This window comes from Paenirhodobacter sp., from assembly GCF_050177655.1.
In the GTDB taxonomy this organism is placed as follows: Bacteria; Pseudomonadota; Alphaproteobacteria; order Rhodobacterales; family Rhodobacteraceae; genus Rhodobacter.
This window is the reverse complement of sequence record NZ_JBFXGV010000009.1, coordinates 39,569-55,593: the sequence shown is the minus strand read 5'-3', so window position 1 is coordinate 55,593 and position 16,025 is coordinate 39,569. Positions and strand designations below refer to the sequence as shown.

The 16,025-nt window shown below is 68.2% G+C and carries 14 protein-coding genes and 1 riboswitch; of the genes, 8 read left to right on the top strand and 6 right to left on the bottom strand.

What is annotated here, in order from left to right; all coding sequences use genetic code 11:
• Positions 1-30 precede the first annotated feature (30 nt).
• From AB7U46_RS05895 to AB7U46_RS05880, 4 genes are read right to left on the bottom strand one after another with little or no spacing between them, the layout of a single operon-like run.
• Positions 31-951 carry an ABC transporter permease gene (locus AB7U46_RS05895; RefSeq protein WP_428336018.1) on the bottom strand — a complete coding sequence of 307 codons (921 nt, stop codon included), beginning with the start codon at positions 949-951 and terminating at the stop codon, positions 31-33.
• Positions 951-1,835 carry an ABC transporter permease gene (locus tag AB7U46_RS05890; protein WP_428336017.1) on the bottom strand — a complete coding sequence of 295 codons (885 nt, stop codon included), beginning with the start codon at positions 1,833-1,835 and terminating at the stop codon, positions 951-953. The genes AB7U46_RS05895 and AB7U46_RS05890 overlap by 1 nt, the downstream gene beginning before the upstream one ends.
• The gene (locus AB7U46_RS05885) at positions 1,828-2,433 is read right to left on the bottom strand and encodes an ANTAR domain-containing response regulator (protein ID WP_428336016.1); all 606 of its coding nucleotides are present in this window, start codon (positions 2,431-2,433) and stop codon (positions 1,828-1,830) included. Before AB7U46_RS05885 ends, AB7U46_RS05890 begins: the two co-directional genes overlap by 8 nt.
• Entirely contained in the window at positions 2,430-3,527 is a 1,098-nt protein-coding gene (locus AB7U46_RS05880) for a transporter substrate-binding protein (RefSeq protein WP_428336015.1), read from the bottom strand. The genes AB7U46_RS05885 and AB7U46_RS05880 overlap by 4 nt, the downstream gene beginning before the upstream one ends.
• A gap of 439 nt (positions 3,528-3,966) precedes the next feature.
• Positions 3,967-4,072, top strand: a riboswitch (guanidine-I (ykkC/yxkD leader).
• A 76-nt stretch (positions 4,073-4,148) separates the two neighbouring features.
• On the opposite strand from AB7U46_RS05880, the gene AB7U46_RS05875 reads away from it, so the two are divergent.
• The 7 genes from AB7U46_RS05875 to atzF are packed head-to-tail and all read left to right on the top strand — an operon-like array spanning position 4,149 to position 13,565.
• Positions 4,149-5,216 (top strand): putative urea ABC transporter substrate-binding protein, encoded by a 1,068-nt coding sequence (locus tag AB7U46_RS05875; protein WP_428336014.1) that lies wholly within the window; start codon positions 4,149-4,151, stop codon positions 5,214-5,216.
• Between the two features lie 10 nt (positions 5,217-5,226).
• Positions 5,227-6,045 (top strand): ABC transporter permease, encoded by an 819-nt coding sequence (locus tag AB7U46_RS05870; protein WP_428336013.1) that lies wholly within the window; start codon positions 5,227-5,229, stop codon positions 6,043-6,045.
• A complete protein-coding gene (locus AB7U46_RS05865) occupies positions 6,042-6,899 on the top strand; it encodes an ABC transporter ATP-binding protein (protein ID WP_428336012.1) in 858 nt (285 codons plus the stop codon). The genes AB7U46_RS05870 and AB7U46_RS05865 overlap by 4 nt, the downstream gene beginning before the upstream one ends.
• Positions 6,871-7,671, top strand: coding sequence for an urea amidolyase associated protein UAAP1 (locus AB7U46_RS05860; RefSeq protein WP_428336011.1), 801 nt, complete (start codon positions 6,871-6,873; stop codon positions 7,669-7,671). The genes AB7U46_RS05865 and AB7U46_RS05860 overlap by 29 nt, the downstream gene beginning before the upstream one ends.
• 7 nt (positions 7,672-7,678) lie before the next feature.
• Complete coding sequence (locus AB7U46_RS05855; RefSeq protein WP_428336010.1) at positions 7,679-8,275, top strand: urea amidolyase associated protein UAAP2; 597 nt, start codon at positions 7,679-7,681, stop codon at positions 8,273-8,275.
• Between the two features lie 5 nt (positions 8,276-8,280).
• Entirely contained in the window at positions 8,281-11,778 is a 3,498-nt protein-coding gene (locus AB7U46_RS05850; protein WP_428336009.1) for a 5-oxoprolinase/urea amidolyase family protein, read from the top strand.
• Positions 11,778-13,565, top strand: a complete 1,788-nt coding sequence (atzF, locus tag AB7U46_RS05845; protein WP_428336008.1) for an allophanate hydrolase — start codon at positions 11,778-11,780, stop codon at positions 13,563-13,565. Before AB7U46_RS05850 ends, atzF begins: the two co-directional genes overlap by 1 nt.
• 28 nt (positions 13,566-13,593) lie before the next feature.
• Here atzF and ygiD read toward each other — a convergent pair whose 3' ends face one another.
• Complete coding sequence (gene ygiD / locus AB7U46_RS05840) at positions 13,594-14,412, bottom strand: 4,5-DOPA dioxygenase extradiol (RefSeq protein ID WP_428336007.1); 819 nt, start codon at positions 14,410-14,412, stop codon at positions 13,594-13,596.
• Positions 14,413-14,464: 52 nt separating this feature from the next.
• On the bottom strand, positions 14,465-14,869 hold the full coding sequence (locus tag AB7U46_RS05835; protein WP_428336006.1) for a DoxX family protein: 405 nt from the start codon (positions 14,867-14,869) through the stop codon (positions 14,465-14,467).
• Positions 14,870-15,002: 133 nt separating this feature from the next.
• Here AB7U46_RS05835 and AB7U46_RS05830 point away from each other — a divergent pair, with 133 nt between their 5' ends.
• Entirely contained in the window at positions 15,003-15,899 is an 897-nt protein-coding gene (locus tag AB7U46_RS05830) for a LysR family transcriptional regulator (RefSeq protein ID WP_428336005.1), read from the top strand.
• The last annotated feature ends 126 nt before the right edge of the window (positions 15,900-16,025 follow it).

Below are 16,025 nucleotides of genomic sequence, written 5' to 3'. Positions count from 1 at the left end.
GAGTGGTGTCGTGAGTGGTGGTCAGGGAAATCAGCGCAAACGAATGCGGGGGTCGATGAATGGGGTGACGAGATCGGCAGCCAGGTTGCCCAGCACGATCGCGGTGGCGGAAACGAGGGTGACGCCCATGATGATCGGAATGTCGACGCGCTGGATCGCCTGCCAGGCGAGCTGGCCGATGCCGGGCCAGCCGAAGACGCTTTCGACCACCACGATGCCGCCCATGAAAACGCCGATGTCGATGCCGATCATCGCGACGATCGGCAGGATGGCGTTCGGCAGCGCATGGCGCAGCACGACGCGGGCGCGGCTGAGCCCCTTTGCCCGCGCGGTGCGGATGTAATCGGCGCGCAAGACGTCGATCATCGCCGAGCGCATCATGCGCGAATACCAGCCGGACCCGAGGATGCCGAGGGTGAGCGCGGGCAGCACCAGATGCGCCGCCGTGCCATAGCCCGAGATCGGAAACCATCCAAGCTTCACCGCGAAGACGTAGAGGAGCAGCAGCCCGACCACGAATTGCGGGGCGGAGACGGCGACGAAACTGCCGACCATCAGGCTTTGATCCAGCGCCGATCCCCGGCGCAGCGCGGCGATCACGCCGAGGCTGAGGCCGATCACCAGCTCGCAGAGGATCCCCCCCGCCATGAGCAGAAGCGAGGCCGGCAGCCGCGCACCGATCAGCGTCGCGACATCGGTCTTTTGCAGGTAGGAATGGCCGAGATCGCCATGCGTCAGCCCGATCAGGTAATGGCCAAACTGCACGAGGAAGGGCCGGTCGAGGCCCAGCTGATGGCGGATATTCTCCACCACCTGCGGCGTCGCCGAGCGCCCGGCGATCTGGCGCACCGGATCGGCCGGCAGGACGTAAAGCAGGAAGAAGGTGATCGCCGCGACGCCCAAGAGGATCAGGAAGGCCGCGACGAGGCGCCGGATCAGATAGGCTGCCATCACTCCGCCCCCCTCTGCGTCGGATCGAGCACGTCGCGCAGCGCGTCGCCCACGAGGTTGAAGGCGAGTGCGAGGGCAAGGATCGCGGCCCCCGGGATGAAAACGAGCCAGGGCGCCGCCTGAAAATAGGTCTGGTTCTCGAAGATGATATTGCCCCAGCTGGGCGTCGGCGGCTGCACCCCCACGCCGAGATAGCTCAGCGTCGCCTCCAAGAGCACCGTGGTCGAGATGCCGAGCGTGCCCCAGACGATGATCATCGGCACCAGATGCGGCAGGATATGGCGGAAGAGGATGCGCGGCGTCGAGGCGCCGAGGCTGCGCTCGGCCGCGATGAACTCGCGTTCCGACAGCGCCGTCGTCTCGGTATAGATCACCCGCGCCGTCTGCACCCAGTTCACGAAGGCGATCACCATGGCGACGATCCAGAGCGAGGGGGTGAAGATCGCGGCGAGGCAAATGGCGAGCAGCAGCGCCGGGAAAGCCATCATCAGATCGGTGAAGCGCATCAGCACGGCGCCGATCCAGCCGCGGAAGAAGCCCGCGGTGACACCGATCAGCGTGCCGATGAGGAGCGCCGCGCCATTCGCGACGACGCCGATGATGAGCGAGGTGCGCGCGCCGTAAAGCATCCGCGAAAAGAGATCGCGGCCCAGCAGATCGGTGCCGAAGAGGAAGGTGGCATTGGGCGCGAGCGGCGCGCCCTCGAGCGTGAGCCCGTCGAAAAGCTGCTCCTCCGGCGGATGCGGCGCGAGCCAGGGCGCGCAGAGGGCGCCGGCGACGACGAGCGCGATCAGCGCGAGGCCGAACAGCGCGAGCTTGCGCCGCATCAGCCGCGCGAATGCGCCCGCCGGGCGCGCGGCGGGGGAGGTGGTCGCGTCAGTCATGGTCCTGCCCTTTCGCCGGCGGCAGCGGGCGCGCGCCCGCGACAAGCCGCTCGGCGGCTTCCTCGAAGCTGATGCGCCAGGCCATCGCCATCCGGCGCAGCTGCGCATAGGCCTCGTCCTCGGTCTTGCCGAGCCCCATCAGCGCGGCGATCGCGCGCACCACGGTCTGGCGCTGGTCGAGCCGCTGGCGCAGCGCCGCGATCTCGGCGCCAAGCGCCTGGCGCGCGTCGAAGGCCGAGCGCGCGATCAGCAGCGCGGCATAGGCGCCCGAGCCGCCGACGGGTTTGAGCATCTGCGCATCGGCCCCGGCATTGAGCGCCCATTCGACACGGCCCGGCGCCTCGGAGCCGATCAGCGCGATGATCGGCATCGGCGGCTCGCCCGCGGGCCAGGGGAACTGCCCGTCATGGCCAAGATCGGCATCGAAGAAGATGAAATCGGCGCCGAGCGCCGAGGGCGGCAGATCGGGCCAGCATTGCTCGACCACAAGGCCGATCGCGGTGAGCTGGCGTTCGAGCGCCTGCACCGTCGGATGGGGCCGGTGCAGCACGATCGCGCGCGCCCCGCCCAGATGCTGGGTCCGCACCCGCCGCTTCATGGCACCACCCGCAGCATCGGCGTCGGCAGCGTCACCTCGCGCCCGCGGGCGAGGTAGGGATCGGCGGCGACGGGGCCGAAATCCTTCACCACCTCGAAGGCGCCGCCGCGCACCTGCGCGATCAGCGCGGGCAGCGTGGTGTGATGGGTCTTCGGGTCGATGCCGGTCGCCGCGCCGGCCTCGGAGGCCAGCAGTTCGGTGATCGGCAGATCCTCGGCCCCCGGGCGACCATTGAGCATCGAGGCCAGCATCCAGACCGCGGCATGGGCCGAGGCCTCGTGCGAGGAGCCGAAATTGCCCTTGCGCACGCCGGTCCTGGCGCCGCGGAAATAGGGGCCCGCCGCGATCAGCCCCTCCGCCGCCGCGCCGCCGATCGCCGGCAGCTCGCATTCGGTGAGGTTGCACGAAAGCACCGGGCAGGTCTCGGGGCGGAAATGCGCGTCCTCCTGCCCGAGCCGCGCGATCGCCGCGAGGAAGGCGTATTGCGAGGGGCCGATCAGCGAATTGAGGATGAAATCGGGGCGGGTGACGCGGATTTCCTCGATCAGCCGGGCGATCTCGGTCGCGCCGAGCGGGATGTAGCGCTCGCCCAGCACCTCGCCGCCCGCGCCGGAGATCACCTCGCGCGCGAGGCGATTCATCTCCCAGCCCCAGATGTAGTTCGAACCGGTGAGATAGCCGCGCCGGCCAAAGCTCGCGAAGGTCCAGGCGAGGAGCGGCAACAGGTGCTGGTTCGGGCAGGCATGGGTGTAAACGACGTGATCGCAGGCCTCGAACCCCTCGTAGGGCACCGGATACCAGAGCGTACCGCCGCGATGTTCGAGCGTCGGGATCACCTCCTTGCGGCTCCACGAGGTCACGCAGCCGACGACATGGCGCGCGCCGCTCTGCGTCAGGATCTCGTCGCACATCGGGCCGTAGAGGTCGATATTGCCGCCCGGGTCGCGCTCCACCGGCACGAAGGCGAGATCGAGCGCGGGATCGGCATTGACCTCGGCCACCGCGCCGAGCACGCCGGTCCGGCAGGCCTCGGAGATCAGCGAATAGCTCCCCGAACGGGAGTAGAGCAGGCCGAGGTCGATGCGTCGTTTCATGGGGCCCCAAAACGAAAAAGCCCCGCCTCGATCCGGGAATGGGATCGAGAATCGGGGCTCGGTTGCCGATATGATGGGGGCAGGATCGCGGCGCATCCGGGGGGCTGTCAATGCAAGCCCCCGAGACCTGTCCGAAAGACGGGGTAATGCGGGATGACGTCGCCCATGATTTGGGCGGCACGAGGGAATTCGCACAATATCGCGCCACACTTTGCCCGGAGCGGGCCAAAAAGCGCGGCGCGGCCGCGCGATCGTGGCGCCCCAAGGTGATTCCTCGCGCCCAGAGCCCCTTCCCGGCCTCATGGCGCCCAAGGGAAAGGCATTTCCTGGGCGAACCCGCGTAAATTTCCCGCATTCGCCCGGAGGCGCCCGGTCTCGCCGGGCCTTGCGGCATTGCGGCATTGACCCGTGCGCCGGACCCTGCCCAGACTGGGGCATTAGAGTTGGCGGCTAGGGTTCCGGCGGAAACGTGTCTGGTCCGAGAGCTGCCACCGGCGGAGGAGAAATCTCCGTTCGGCGCACGGCGGGATAAAAGCCCGGGAGACCTCGTCCAGCCAAGGGATTGGCGGAACGATGGTCCGTTTCCGTCATCCCCTCACGATTTGTGAAAGGAATGACACGATGCCGACTCGTCGCTCTACCCTCATCGCCACGCTCGCCGCCCTTGGCGCGCTCGCCTTCTCCCCGGCCCAGGCCGAGGCGAAGAAGGATTTCAAGGTCGCCTGGTCGATCTATGCCGGCTGGATGCCCTGGGGCTATGCCGCCGACCATGGCATCGTGCAGAAATGGGCCGACAAGTATGGCCTCAAGATCGAGGTGACGCAGTTCAACGACTACGTCGAGTCGATCAACCAATACACCGCCGGCGCCTATGACGCGGTGACGCTGACCAATATGGACGGGCTCTCGATCCCGGCCGCGGGCGGCGTCGACACCACCGCGGTGATCGTCGGCGACTTCTCGAACGGCAACGACGCGGTGATCCTGAAGGACAAGAGCGATCTCGCCGACATCAAGGGGATGAACGTCAACCTCGTCGAATTCTCGGTCTCGCATTACCTGCTCGCCCGCGCGCTCGAAAGCGTCGGCATGAGCGAGCGCGACGTGAAGGTGGTGAACACCGCCGATCCCGACATGGTCGGCGCCTTCCAGACGCCGGACGTCACCGCGATGGTCACCTGGAACCCGATGGTCGAGGAAATCTCCGCGCTGCCCGACGCGCACAAGGTCTTCGACTCGAGCCAGATCCCGGGCGAGATCATCGACCTGATGGTCGGCAATACCGAGGTGCTGAAGGACAACCCCGATTTCGGCAAGGCGCTCGCCGGGATCTGGTATGACACCGTGACCACGATGGCCTCCGACACGCCCGAGGGCGCCGAGGCGCGTGCCGCGATGGGCGCGGCTTCGGGCACCGATCAGGCGGGCTTCGAGCGTCAGCTCGCCGCGACGAAGCTTTTCGTCGCGCCCGCCGATGCGCTGGCCTTCACCACCTCGCCCGATCTCGAGAAGACGATGGAGCATGTGCGGACCTTCCTCTTCGACAAGGGGCTTCTGGGTGCCGGCGCCGCCTCGGCCGATGCGATCGGCATCGCGCTGCCGGGCGGCAAGGTCATGGGCGATGCGGCCAATGTGAAGTTCCGCTTCGACGAGACCTGGATGAAGGCCGCGGCCGACGGCGCGCTCTAAGGCCCGCCCGATGCGCCTGATCAACCGCAGACCGGACCGCACGAGCCGGCTTCTGCTCGGGCTTCTGCCCTTCGCACTGCTGGCCTTCGCCTATGTCCTGGGCTCGGCGGTGCGGCTCGCGGAAAACCCGAGCGACAAGCTGCTCCCCGCGCTGCCGACGATCGTCGACACGGTGAAGGCCATGGCCTTCACCGAGGACAAGCGCACGGGGCTCGTGCTCTTGTGGTCCGACACCGGGGCGAGCCTGACCCGGCTCTGGTTCGGGCTCGGCATCGCCACCGTGACGGCGCTGGTGCTGGGGCTGCTCAACGGCATCTTGCCCTTGGTGCGCGCGCTGGTCGCCCCTTTCGTCGCCTTCGTCTCGATGGTGCCGCCGCTCGCGCTTTTGCCGATCCTCTTCATCGTGCTGGGGCTCGGCGAGGTGTCGAAGGTCGCGCTGATCGTGATCGGCGTCACGCCGATCCTGGTGCGCGACCTCGCGCTTGCCGCGCAATCGCTGCCGCGCGAGCAGATCATCAAGGCGGAAACGCTTTCCGCCTCGACCTGGCTCATCGCGATCCGCGTCGTGCTGCCGCAGATCCTGCCGCGGCTGATCGACAGCCTGCGGTTGCAGCTGGGCCCGGCGTTCCTGTTCCTGATCGCGGCGGAGGCGATCTCGGCCGACTCCGGCCTCGGCTATCGCATCTTTCTGGTGCGGCGCTACCTCGCGATGGACGTGATCTTCCCCTACGTCGCCTGGATCACGCTGCTCTCCGTCGCGATGGATTTCGCGCTGACCACGCTGCGCCGCAAGGTCTTTCCCTGGTCGGAACTGGAGCGCAGCCGATGAGCGGGATCACCATCAAGAACCTCTGGAAGGAATACGGCGAGCAGATCGTGTTGCAGAACGTCGATCTGGAGATCGCGCCGCGTGCCTTTATCGCGCTTGTCGGCCCCTCGGGCTGCGGCAAGACGACCTTCCTACGGATGATCCTCGGGCAGGAGACGCCGACCCGCGGCACGATCGAGATCGACGGCGCGCCGCTGCCGCCCGAGCCCGGCCCCGACCGCGGCGTCGTCTATCAGCGCTACTCGGTCTTTCCGCATATGACGGTGCTTGGCAATGTGATGGCGGGGCCCGAGATGAAGGCAAGCCGCCTGATCGGCCGCACCTTTGGCGCCCGCCACCGCGCGATCGCCGAGGAAGCGCGCGCGATGCTCGCCGAGGTCGGGCTTGCGGGGTCGGAAGACAAATACCCCGCGCAGCTGTCGGGCGGCATGCAGCAACGGCTTGCGCTCGCGCAGGCGCTGATGATGAAGCCGAAGGTGCTGCTCCTCGACGAGCCCTTCGGCGCGCTCGATCCGGGGATCCGGGGCGACATCCACAAGCTGATGAAACGGCTCTGGCACGAGGTGCCGATGACGGTGGTGATGGTCACCCATGACCTGCGCGAGGCCTTCACGCTGGCCACGCGGATCATCGCCTTCGAGCGCACCCGCGACCGCCCCGAGGAACGGCTGCGCTACGGCGCGACGATCACCAAGGACATCCTGATCTGGCCGCCGCGCACCGCGGGCGAGGCCACGATCTGGGACAGAGATTTTCAGCCCGGTCGGGACGACCCGACCATTCCGGGGCCTATTGCCGGGACGACCTGGCGAGAGGATGAAAGCGATGCTGAAACATACGCCACGCTCCGCTGAGGCGATCGCCGCCGATCGCGCCCGCTACGACGAACACCAGCGCAAGGGGCTGAATTTCGCACCCAAAGCGATCCCGGAGCCGAGCGCCCGCCCGGCCCCCGCGCCCGAGGGCGTGCTCTGGCAGGAGGTCGTGCCGGGCGGCTGGTATTACACCTGCAAGCTTGAAAAGGGCCAGATCCTGCGCCTGCAGTCGGGTGGCCTCGGCGCCTCGGCGACGCTTGCGGCCTGGAGCGCGGCGGACACCTCGGAGCGGCAGAACCTGCCCGACACCTGCAAGCTGCAATGGACGACCGACCTGAAGAAGGGCCGCGTCGTGTTCTCCGACATGGGCCGCGTGCTCTTTTCGATCGTCGAGGACAGCGCGGGGGCAACCGATGCGCTTTCGGGCGGCATGCCCGCGACCGCGCCCTTCACCCCAGCCTTCCGCTCGGTGCGGGAGAACATGCTGATCGCGGTGGCGAAGCTTGGCCTCGACAAGCGCGACCTGCCCGCGCTCATCAGCTTCTTCGCGCCGGTGCGCGTCGATGCCGAGGGCGGCTTCTTCTGGAACCCAGCGCTGCTCAACGGCGACGACTGGGTCGAGATCCGCGCCGAGATGGACATGCTCGTCGCGATCTCCAACACCCGTCACCCCCTCGACCCGACGACGGGATCCGAGGTTCCCGCGCTCACCGCGACCCGGATCGCGGCGCGCCCGATCGCCGAGGACGACCTCTGCCGCACCGCCAGTGCCGAAGCCATCCGTGGCTTCGAGAACAACATCCGCGCCTGAGGTCATGATGGAACAGATCCACGACATCCCCGCCAATCGCCCTTGGTCCGGCCTTGTGAAAAAGGGCCAGACGATCCGCATCATCGACAGCTACGGCCAGCAGGCGATCGACACGATCTTTTACGCCGCCGATGACCATGGCGAGCGCTACTCGTCCCAGGACACGATGCGGGTGCAGAACGGCGCCTACATCACCGTTGGCACCCGGCTGATTTCGTCGGAAGGCAATGTGATGATGACCGTCACCGGCGACACCTCGGGCCGGCACGACACCAACGCCGGCTGCTGCTCGTGTGAAAGCAACACCGTGCGCTTCGGTCACGAGACGCGCTATCTCCATGCCTGCCGCGACAATTTCATCATGGAACTGGCGAAACACGGCATGTCGAAACGCGACATCGTGCCGAACATCAACTTCTTCATGAACGTGCCGATCAGCCAGAACGGCGCGATGACGATCGACGACGGGATCTCGCATCCCGGCGACTACGTCGAGATGAAGGCCGAGATGGATGTGCTTTGCGTGATCTCGAACTGTCCGCAGATCAACAACCCCTGCAACGGTTTCGACCCGACGCCGATCCGCGTCGTGATCACGGGGTGAGGCGGATGTTCACGAAAGTTCTGGTGGCGAACCGCGGCGAGATCGCGGTGCGCATCATCCGCACGCTGAAGAAGATGGGCATCGCCTCGGTCGCGGTCTATTCCGATGCCGACCGCTTTGCCCCGCATGTGGCGCTTGCCGATGAGGCGGTGCGGCTCGGCCCGGCGCCCGCCGCCGAAAGCTATCTGCGGATCGAGGCCGTGGTGCAGGCTTGCCGCGACACGGGCGCCGAGGCGGTGCATCCGGGCTATGGGTTTCTGAGCGAAAACAGGGCCTTCGGCGCGGCGCTTGCCGCGGCGGGGGTTGCCTTCATCGGCCCGCGACCCGAGCAGATCGAGGCCTTTGGTCTGAAACACACCGCGCGCGCGCTGGCCGAGCAGGCCGGCGTGCCGCTCCTGCCCGGCTCGGGGCTGCTCACTGACGCCGATCAGGCGGCGGCGGAGGCCGCGCGCGTGGGCTATCCGGTGATGTTGAAATCGACCGCGGGCGGCGGCGGCATCGGCATGTCGCTCTGCCCCGACGAGGACAGCCTGCGCGCGGCCTTCGCCTCTGTGCAGCGCACCGCGACCGCCTCCTTCGGTGATGCCCGCGTCTATCTCGAACGGTTCGTCTCGGAGGCCCGCCATGTCGAGGTGCAGGTCTTCGGCGATGGCGCGGGCCGCGTCGTGGCGCTTGGCGAGCGCGACTGCTCGCTCCAGCGCCGCAATCAGAAGGTGATCGAGGAAACCCCCGCCCCCGGCCTGCGCGCCGAGGTCCGCGCCCGTCTGCACAGGGCGGCGGCGGATCTTTGCGCGTCGGTCTCCTATGCCTCGGCCGGCACGGTCGAATTCATCTACGACCCCGCGCGCGAGGAGTTTTATTTCCTCGAGGTGAACACCCGGCTGCAGGTCGAACATCCGGTGACCGAGGCGGTCTTCGGCATCGACCTCGTCGAATGGATGGTGCGGCAGGCGGCGGGCGAAAACCCGATCCCGGCCACGCTCCCCGCCCCGAAGGGCGCGGCGATCGAGGCGCGGCTTTACGCCGAGATGCCGCATGCGGGCTTCCGCCCCGCCGCCGGACGGCTCACCGAGGTGATCTTCCCGCAAAACGCGCGCATCGACGGCTGGGTCGAGACCGGCACCGAGGTGACCCCCTTCTACGACCCGATGCTGTCAAAAATCATCGTCGCCGGCACCGACCGCGACGACGCGATCGCGAAACTGCGTGCGGCGCTCGAGGGCACCCATGTCGCGGGGATCGAGACCAACCTCGAATACCTCCGCGCGATCGCCGCCTCGGAACTTTTCGCCTCTGGCAAGGTGGCGACCACGGCGCTTGGCCGCTTCGCCTTCGCCCCCGAGGGGATCGAGGTGCTCGCACCCGGCGCGCAAAGCTCGGTGCAGGAGCTGCCCGGGCGGCTGGGGCTCTGGCATGTCGGCGTGCCGCCCTCGGGGCCGATGGATGCACTCTCGCATCGCAATGCGAACCGGCTGCTCGGCCAGCACCCGGACACGACGACGATCGAGATGACGATGACCGGGCCGACGCTGCGGTTCCTCACCGCGGCGCGGGTGGCGATTGCCGGCGCGGCGATGCGGCTCAGCCTTGACGGCGCGCCGGTCCCCGGCCCGGTGGTCGAGGTGCCCGCGGGCGCGACGCTCGCGATCGGCGCGATCGAGGGGCCGGGCCAGCGCGCCTATCTCGCGGTCGCGGGCGGCTTCAAGGTGCCCGAGATCCTCGGCTCGCGCGCGACCTTTGCGCTCGGCCATTTCGGCGGGCACGCGACCGGCACGCTGACCACGGGCGACGTGCTCCACATCGGGCGCGTGGCGCATGGCGCGGCGCTGCCGCTCGAAGCGGCGCCGCTCACCCATGACTGGGAGCTCGAGGTGGTCTACGGCCCCCATGGCGCACCGGATTACTTCCGCGAAAGCGATATCGCGACGCTGTTCGAGACCGCCTATGAGGTGCATTTCAACTCCGCCCGCACCGGTGTGCGGCTGATCGGGCCGGCGCCGGACTGGGCGCGGACCGACGGCGACGAGGCGGGGCTGCACCCCTCGAACATCCACGACAACGCCTATGCGGTGGGCGCGATCGACTTTACCGGCGACATGCCGATCCTGCTCGGCCCCGACGGGCCGAGCCTGGGCGGCTTCGTCTGCCCGGCGGTGGTTTCGGCGCCCGATCAGTGGAAGCTCGGCCAGCTGAAACCGGGCGACAGCGTGCGCTTCGTGCCGGCGCATCGCCCGGCCGATCCGCTCGGCACCCCGGCGCTGGGCCGGCTTGGCGCCGCGATCCTTGGCCAGAGCGCGGGCGAGGTGCCCGTCACCTATCGCCGGCAGGGCGACGAGAACCTGCTCGTCGAATATGGGCCGATGGTGCTCGACATCGGGCTGCGGCTGCGGGTGCAGGCGCTGATGGGGGCGGTGGCGCAGACGGGCCTGCCGGTGATCGACCTCACCCCCGGCATCCGCTCGCTGCAGATCCATTACGACGCGGCAAAGATCGCGCGCCCGGATCTGATGCGCGAACTGGCGGCGATCGAGGCGGCACTGCCGCCTGCCGACCAGATGAAGGTCAAAAGCCGAACCGTCTGGCTGCCGCTTTCCTGGAACGACCCGCAGGCCGAGCTTGCGATGCGCAAGTATCAGGAGCTGGTGCGCCCGAACGCGCCCTGGTGCCCCTCGAACATCGAGTTCATCCGCCGCATCAACGGGCTTGCGGACGAGGCCGCGGTGCAGCGCACGATCTTCGATGCGCGCTATCTGGTGATGGGGCTCGGCGACGTCTATCTCGGTGCGCCGGTGGCGACGCCGGTCGACCCGCGCCATCGGCTGGTGACCACCAAATACAACCCGGCCCGCACCTGGACGCCGGAGAACGCGGTGGGCATCGGCGGCGCCTATATGTGCGTCTATGGCATGGAGGGGCCCGGGGGCTATCAGCTTTTCGGCCGCACCGTGCAGATGTGGAACACCTGGCGGCGCACGAAGGCGTTTTCCGACAATCCCTGGCTGCTCGACTTCTTCGACCAGATCCGGTTCTTCCCGGTCTCGCATGACGAGCTGACCGAGGCGCGCGAAGCCTTTCCGCATGGCCGCTACGATCTGCGCATCGAGGAGGGCAGCTTCGACTGGGCGGCGGAGAAGGCACAGCTCGACACGCCCGAAGTCGCCGCCTTCCAGGCGCATCGCCAGGCCGCTTTCGAGGCCGAACGCGCGCGCTGGAAAGCCGAGGGGCTCGACCATTTCATCGCCGACGAGGGGATGGCGATGGCATCGGGCGATCTGCCCGAGGGCTGCATGGGCGTCGAAAGCCCGGTGCCCGGGAGCCTCTGGAAATACCTCGTCGCACCGGGCGCCAGGGTCGCCGCGGGCGATGTCGTCGCGATCGTCGAATCGATGAAGATGGAAATCGCCGTCCGCAGCCCCGCTGCGGGCACCTTGCGCGAATTGCGCGCGACCCCGGGCTGCACGCTGCGCGCCGGGGATGTTCTGGCCGTGATGGAGTCTGCCTGATGCTGCCCCCGATGCTGACCCTTGGCGCGATCCGCGCCGCCTATGCCGCGGGCGCGACGCCGCTCGAGCTGATCGAGGAGGTGATCGCACGCCGCGCCGAGCTGGTCGCGCGCGATCCCGCGGTGTTCATCACGCTCACCGAGGTCGAGGTGCTGCGCGACGAGGCCCGCGCGCTGACCGAGCGCGGGCCGGAGGGCCTGCCGCTTTACGGCATCCCCTTCGCGGTGAAGGACAATATCGACGTGGCCGGCCTGCCGACAACCGCCGCCTGCCCCGCCTATGCCTATGCGCCCGAGCGCAATGCGACGGTGATCGCGCGGCTGCGCGCGGCGGGCGCGATCGTGATCGGCAAGACCAACCTCGACCAGTTCGCGACCGGTCTCAACGGCACGCGCTCGCCCTATGGCGCGCCGCGCTGCGTGTTCGACGCCGATTATGTCTCGGGCGGGTCGTCCTCGGGTTCGGCCGTGGCCACCGCCTCGGGCGTCTGCGCCTTCGCGCTTGGCACCGATACCGCGGGTTCGGGCCGGGTTCCGGCGATGTTCAACAACCTCGTGGGCATCAAGCCGACCCCGGGCCTCGTGCCGAATACCGGCGTGGTGCCGGCCTGCCGCTCGGTCGATGTCGTCACCGTCTTTGCCGCGAGTGTGCCCGAGGGGGTCGAGCTGCGCCGCGTGATGGAGGGCTACGACGCCGCCGATCCGTTCTCGCGCCCCGCCGCGCCGGTCGCGTTGCCGCAACAGCCGCGGATCGGCGTGCTCGCCGGGGCGGAGCGGAATTTCTACGGCAATACCGAGGTCGAGGCGCTTTACGATGCGGCGATGATGCGGGCCGAAGGCTTGGGCGCGACGCTCGTGCCCTTCGACTACGCCCCCTTCCGCGAGGCGGCGGCGCTGCTTTACGATGGCCCCTGGGTGGCGGAGCGCCTTGCCGCGGTGAAGGAGTTCATCGCCGGCCATGCCGAGGCGTTCGATCCGACCGTGCGGGCGATCATCGAAGGGGCTCAGGGGCGCTCTGCGGTCGAGGCCTTCGAGGGGCTTTATAAATTGCGCGCGCTGATGCAGCAGGTGGCGCCGGTCTGGGAGGCGGTCGACATGCTGATGCTGCCGACCTCGCCCACGAATTGCACCGTGGCGGACATGCTGGCCGATCCGATCGCGCGCAACAGCCAGTTCGGGCTTTACACCAATTTCGCGAACCTGATGGGGCTTGCGGGGATCGCGGTGCCGGGCGGTTTCACCCCCTCGGGCCTGCCCGCGGGGGTCACGCTGATCGGGCCGGGTTTTTCGGACGATGCGCTTGCGCCCTTTGCCACCGCGATGCACAGGGAGGCCGGCTGCGGTTATGGCATCGAGACCGGGGCGGCGCTGCCCGCGCCCGAACCCTATGTGCCCGAAGACTGGATCACGCTCGCCGTCGTCGGCGCGCATCTGACCGGCATGCCGCTCAACCGCGAGCTGACCGGGCCGGGCGGGATCTTCCTCGAGGAGACCCGTACCGCGCCCGACTACCGGCTTTATGCGCTCGTGGGCACCGTGCCGCCAAAGCCGGGGATGGTGGCCGCGCCGGGCTTTGCCGGGCCGGGGCTCATCGTCGAGCTCTGGGCGCTGCCGCCCGCGGCTTTCGGTGCCTTCGTCGCGGCGATCCCGGCGCCGCTCGGCATCGGCAAGGTGACGCTTGCCGACGGGCGCGCGGTGAGCGGCTTCCTCTGCGAGGGCCATGCGCTGACCGGCGCCGAGGAGATCACCGATTTCGGCGGCTGGCGCGCCTTTCGCGCCGCGCAGTGAAAAGGGGGCCTTTCGGCCCCCTTCCCTTTCAATACCAGATGAAGCTGCGCATCGAGACCGAGGCGATGTCGATCGCGCTGTTCATGAAGAGCAGCTTGTCCTTTTCGTCCGAGGCCCCGGCGACGGTCAGCGCCGGCAGGTAGTGGTCGATCGAGGGATGCGCCATCGTCAAAAGCTTGCCGAGGCTCTCGCGATCGGTGAGCGCGGCGAAGTCGCGCTCCTCGAGCTTTTGCGCCACCAGCGCGTCGAATTCCTCGGCCCAGTCATAGGGCCGCGCGCCATAGCGCATCGCACGCAGGTTGTGCACGATATTCCCCGAGCCCAGGATCAGCACGCCGCGATGGCGCAGATCCTTCAGCGCGGCGCCGATCTCGATATGCTCGGAAAGCGGCGCGGTCATGTCGACCGAAAGCTGAAACACCGGCACATCGGCCCCGGGGTAAAGCGCGCGCAGCACCGACCAGGCGCCGTGATCGAGCCCCCAGGTATCGTCGCCCTGCGCATGGTGCGAGGCGAGCAGCGAGACGACTTCCTTCGCCATCTCCGGCGCGCCGGGCGCGGGGTATTGCACCGCGAAAAGCTCGCGCGGGAAGCCGTAGAAATCGTGGATCGTCTCGGGCTTCGCGTTCACCGCGACGAGGGTCGAGCCCCGCGTCATCCAATGCGCGGAAACCACCAGGATCGCCTGCGGATGCGGCAGCGCATGGCCCAGCGCCTCCCAGCTGCGGGCATAGGCGTTGTCCTCGATCGCGTTCATCGGGCTGCCATGGCCAAGGAACACGACGGGCAGACGGTCGGAGGCCTTCAGGCTCTCCTTCAGCCGTTGCAGATCGGTTGCGATACTCATCTCTGACCTCCTTTGTCAGGCGCGCCCCCTATCGGGGCGCACGGTTGGCGGCTCAGGCCGCGGTCTTCGAACCCAGCGCGAAGGCACCCGCGCCAAGCAGGGCGAGTGCGGCCTGCACCGCCGCCCACATCACCGGATATTCCCAGCCGCCGCCCGCATTGGCAAAGCTGAAACCGTTCTGGATATGTGCGGTGAAGGCGGCACCCAGCAGCACCAGCGCACCGATCGCGGAAACGGCACGCACCGCGACGCCCAGGATCAGCGCGAGGCCGCCGAGGATTTCGAAGGCCATGGTGGCAAGCCCAAGCCAGCCCGGCAGGCCCAGCGACTGGAAGTAGCCCATGGTCCCGGCGGGGGTGAAGACGAAGAGCTTGGTCAGCCCGTGGGTGAGGAAGAGCCCGCCGGTGGTCAGGCGAAGGACCAGCGCGGCATAGGGGGCGGTTTTGGTGTCGATCATTTTCTCATGTCCTGCATGTCTCGGGCGCGGCCCGGTGTCTGTGGTGATGCGGTGAAGATGGGGCTTGCCGGGATGGAATGAAATGACGAAGGTATGGAATGACTTTCACCGTTTCATTCCAAATGGGGCGATCATGGACCTGATCGACGGGCTGCGCGCCTTCACCGCCACGGCGGAGACCGGCTCCTTCACCGCGGCGGCGGAGCGTCTGGGCATCTCGAACCGGCTCAGCTCGAAATACGTCGCCGAGCTCGAGGCGCGTCTCGGCGTGCGGCTGCTCGCGCGCACCACGCGGCGGATCGGCATCACCGCGGCGGGCGAGGCGCTGCTCGCGCGCGCGCCCGCGCTGCTCGAAGAATTCGACACGATGCTCGCCGAGGTGCGCGAGGACGGGCGCGGCTTTTCCGGCACGCTGCGGATCTCCGCCCCGGTCACCTTCGGCGAGAAATACCTCACCGAGATGCTCGCGCGCTTTGCCGCGCCGCATCCCGATCTGACGATCGACCTGCGGCTCGACGACGCGTTCACCGACCTCGCCGCCGGGGGGATCGACCTCGCCTTCCGCATCGGCGAGGAGGCGGGCGCCTCGCTCAAGCGCCGCCGCCTCGGCCGGATCCGCGGCGCGATCGTCGCCGCGCCCGGCTATCTCGCCGCCCATGGCACGCCCGAGCAGCCCGAGGATCTTGCCGCCCATGCCTGCATCGTCGACACCAACCGCGCCGATCCGACGCGCTGGCACCTCGTGCATGACGGCGCGCCGGTGATCGTGCGGGTGCCGACGCGCTTCATGGTGAACTCGGCGCAGGGGGCGCGCGACCTCGCGCTCGCCGGGCGCGGCGTGGCCTATTGCCCGCGCTTCGTGCTGGGCGACGATCTCGAGAGCGGTCGGCTCGTCGCGCTGCTGCCCGGCTACGAGAGCCCCGGCCACCCGATCTCGGCGCTCTGGCTCGGCGCGCGCACGGTGCCGCGCAAGCTGCGCGCGCTGATCGATTTCGCCGCCGAGGACATCCGCCGCGCCGGCATGGGCTGAACCGGTTGGCAAGCTTTCATCAACCAGATCGCTAGAATTTTTCTCAAATCCGGAGAGGAAAACCTTGCATTAAGGGCTTTCTGCAAGACTGGGGCAAAGTGAAAAAGGTGTCCCGTGTTCTTCAGA

Bases quoted from the DNA above. Each gene is read 5' to 3' on its own strand.
- AB7U46_RS05895 (WP_428336018.1), bottom strand. From the start codon at position 951: ATGGCAGCCTATCTGATCCGGCGCCTCGTCGCGGCCTTCCTGATCCTC.
- AB7U46_RS05890 (WP_428336017.1), bottom strand. From the start codon at position 1,835: ATGACTGACGCGACCACCTCCCCCGCCGCGCGCCCGGCGGGCGCATTC.
- AB7U46_RS05885 (WP_428336016.1), bottom strand. From the start codon at position 2,433: ATGAAGCGGCGGGTGCGGACCCAGCATCTGGGCGGGGCGCGCGCGATC.
- AB7U46_RS05880 (WP_428336015.1), bottom strand. From the start codon at position 3,527: ATGAAACGACGCATCGACCTCGGCCTGCTCTACTCCCGTTCGGGGAGC.
- AB7U46_RS05875 (WP_428336014.1), top strand. From the start codon at position 4,149: ATGCCGACTCGTCGCTCTACCCTCATCGCCACGCTCGCCGCCCTTGGC.
- AB7U46_RS05870 (WP_428336013.1), top strand. From the start codon at position 5,227: ATGCGCCTGATCAACCGCAGACCGGACCGCACGAGCCGGCTTCTGCTC.
- AB7U46_RS05865 (WP_428336012.1), top strand. From the start codon at position 6,042: ATGAGCGGGATCACCATCAAGAACCTCTGGAAGGAATACGGCGAGCAG.
- AB7U46_RS05860 (WP_428336011.1), top strand. From the start codon at position 6,871: ATGCTGAAACATACGCCACGCTCCGCTGAGGCGATCGCCGCCGATCGC.
- AB7U46_RS05855 (WP_428336010.1), top strand. From the start codon at position 7,679: ATGGAACAGATCCACGACATCCCCGCCAATCGCCCTTGGTCCGGCCTT.
- AB7U46_RS05850 (WP_428336009.1), top strand. From the start codon at position 8,281: ATGTTCACGAAAGTTCTGGTGGCGAACCGCGGCGAGATCGCGGTGCGC.
- atzF (WP_428336008.1), top strand. From the start codon at position 11,778: ATGCTGCCCCCGATGCTGACCCTTGGCGCGATCCGCGCCGCCTATGCC.
- ygiD (WP_428336007.1), bottom strand. From the start codon at position 14,412: ATGAGTATCGCAACCGATCTGCAACGGCTGAAGGAGAGCCTGAAGGCC.
- AB7U46_RS05835 (WP_428336006.1), bottom strand. From the start codon at position 14,869: ATGATCGACACCAAAACCGCCCCCTATGCCGCGCTGGTCCTTCGCCTG.
- AB7U46_RS05830 (WP_428336005.1), top strand. From the start codon at position 15,003: ATGGACCTGATCGACGGGCTGCGCGCCTTCACCGCCACGGCGGAGACC.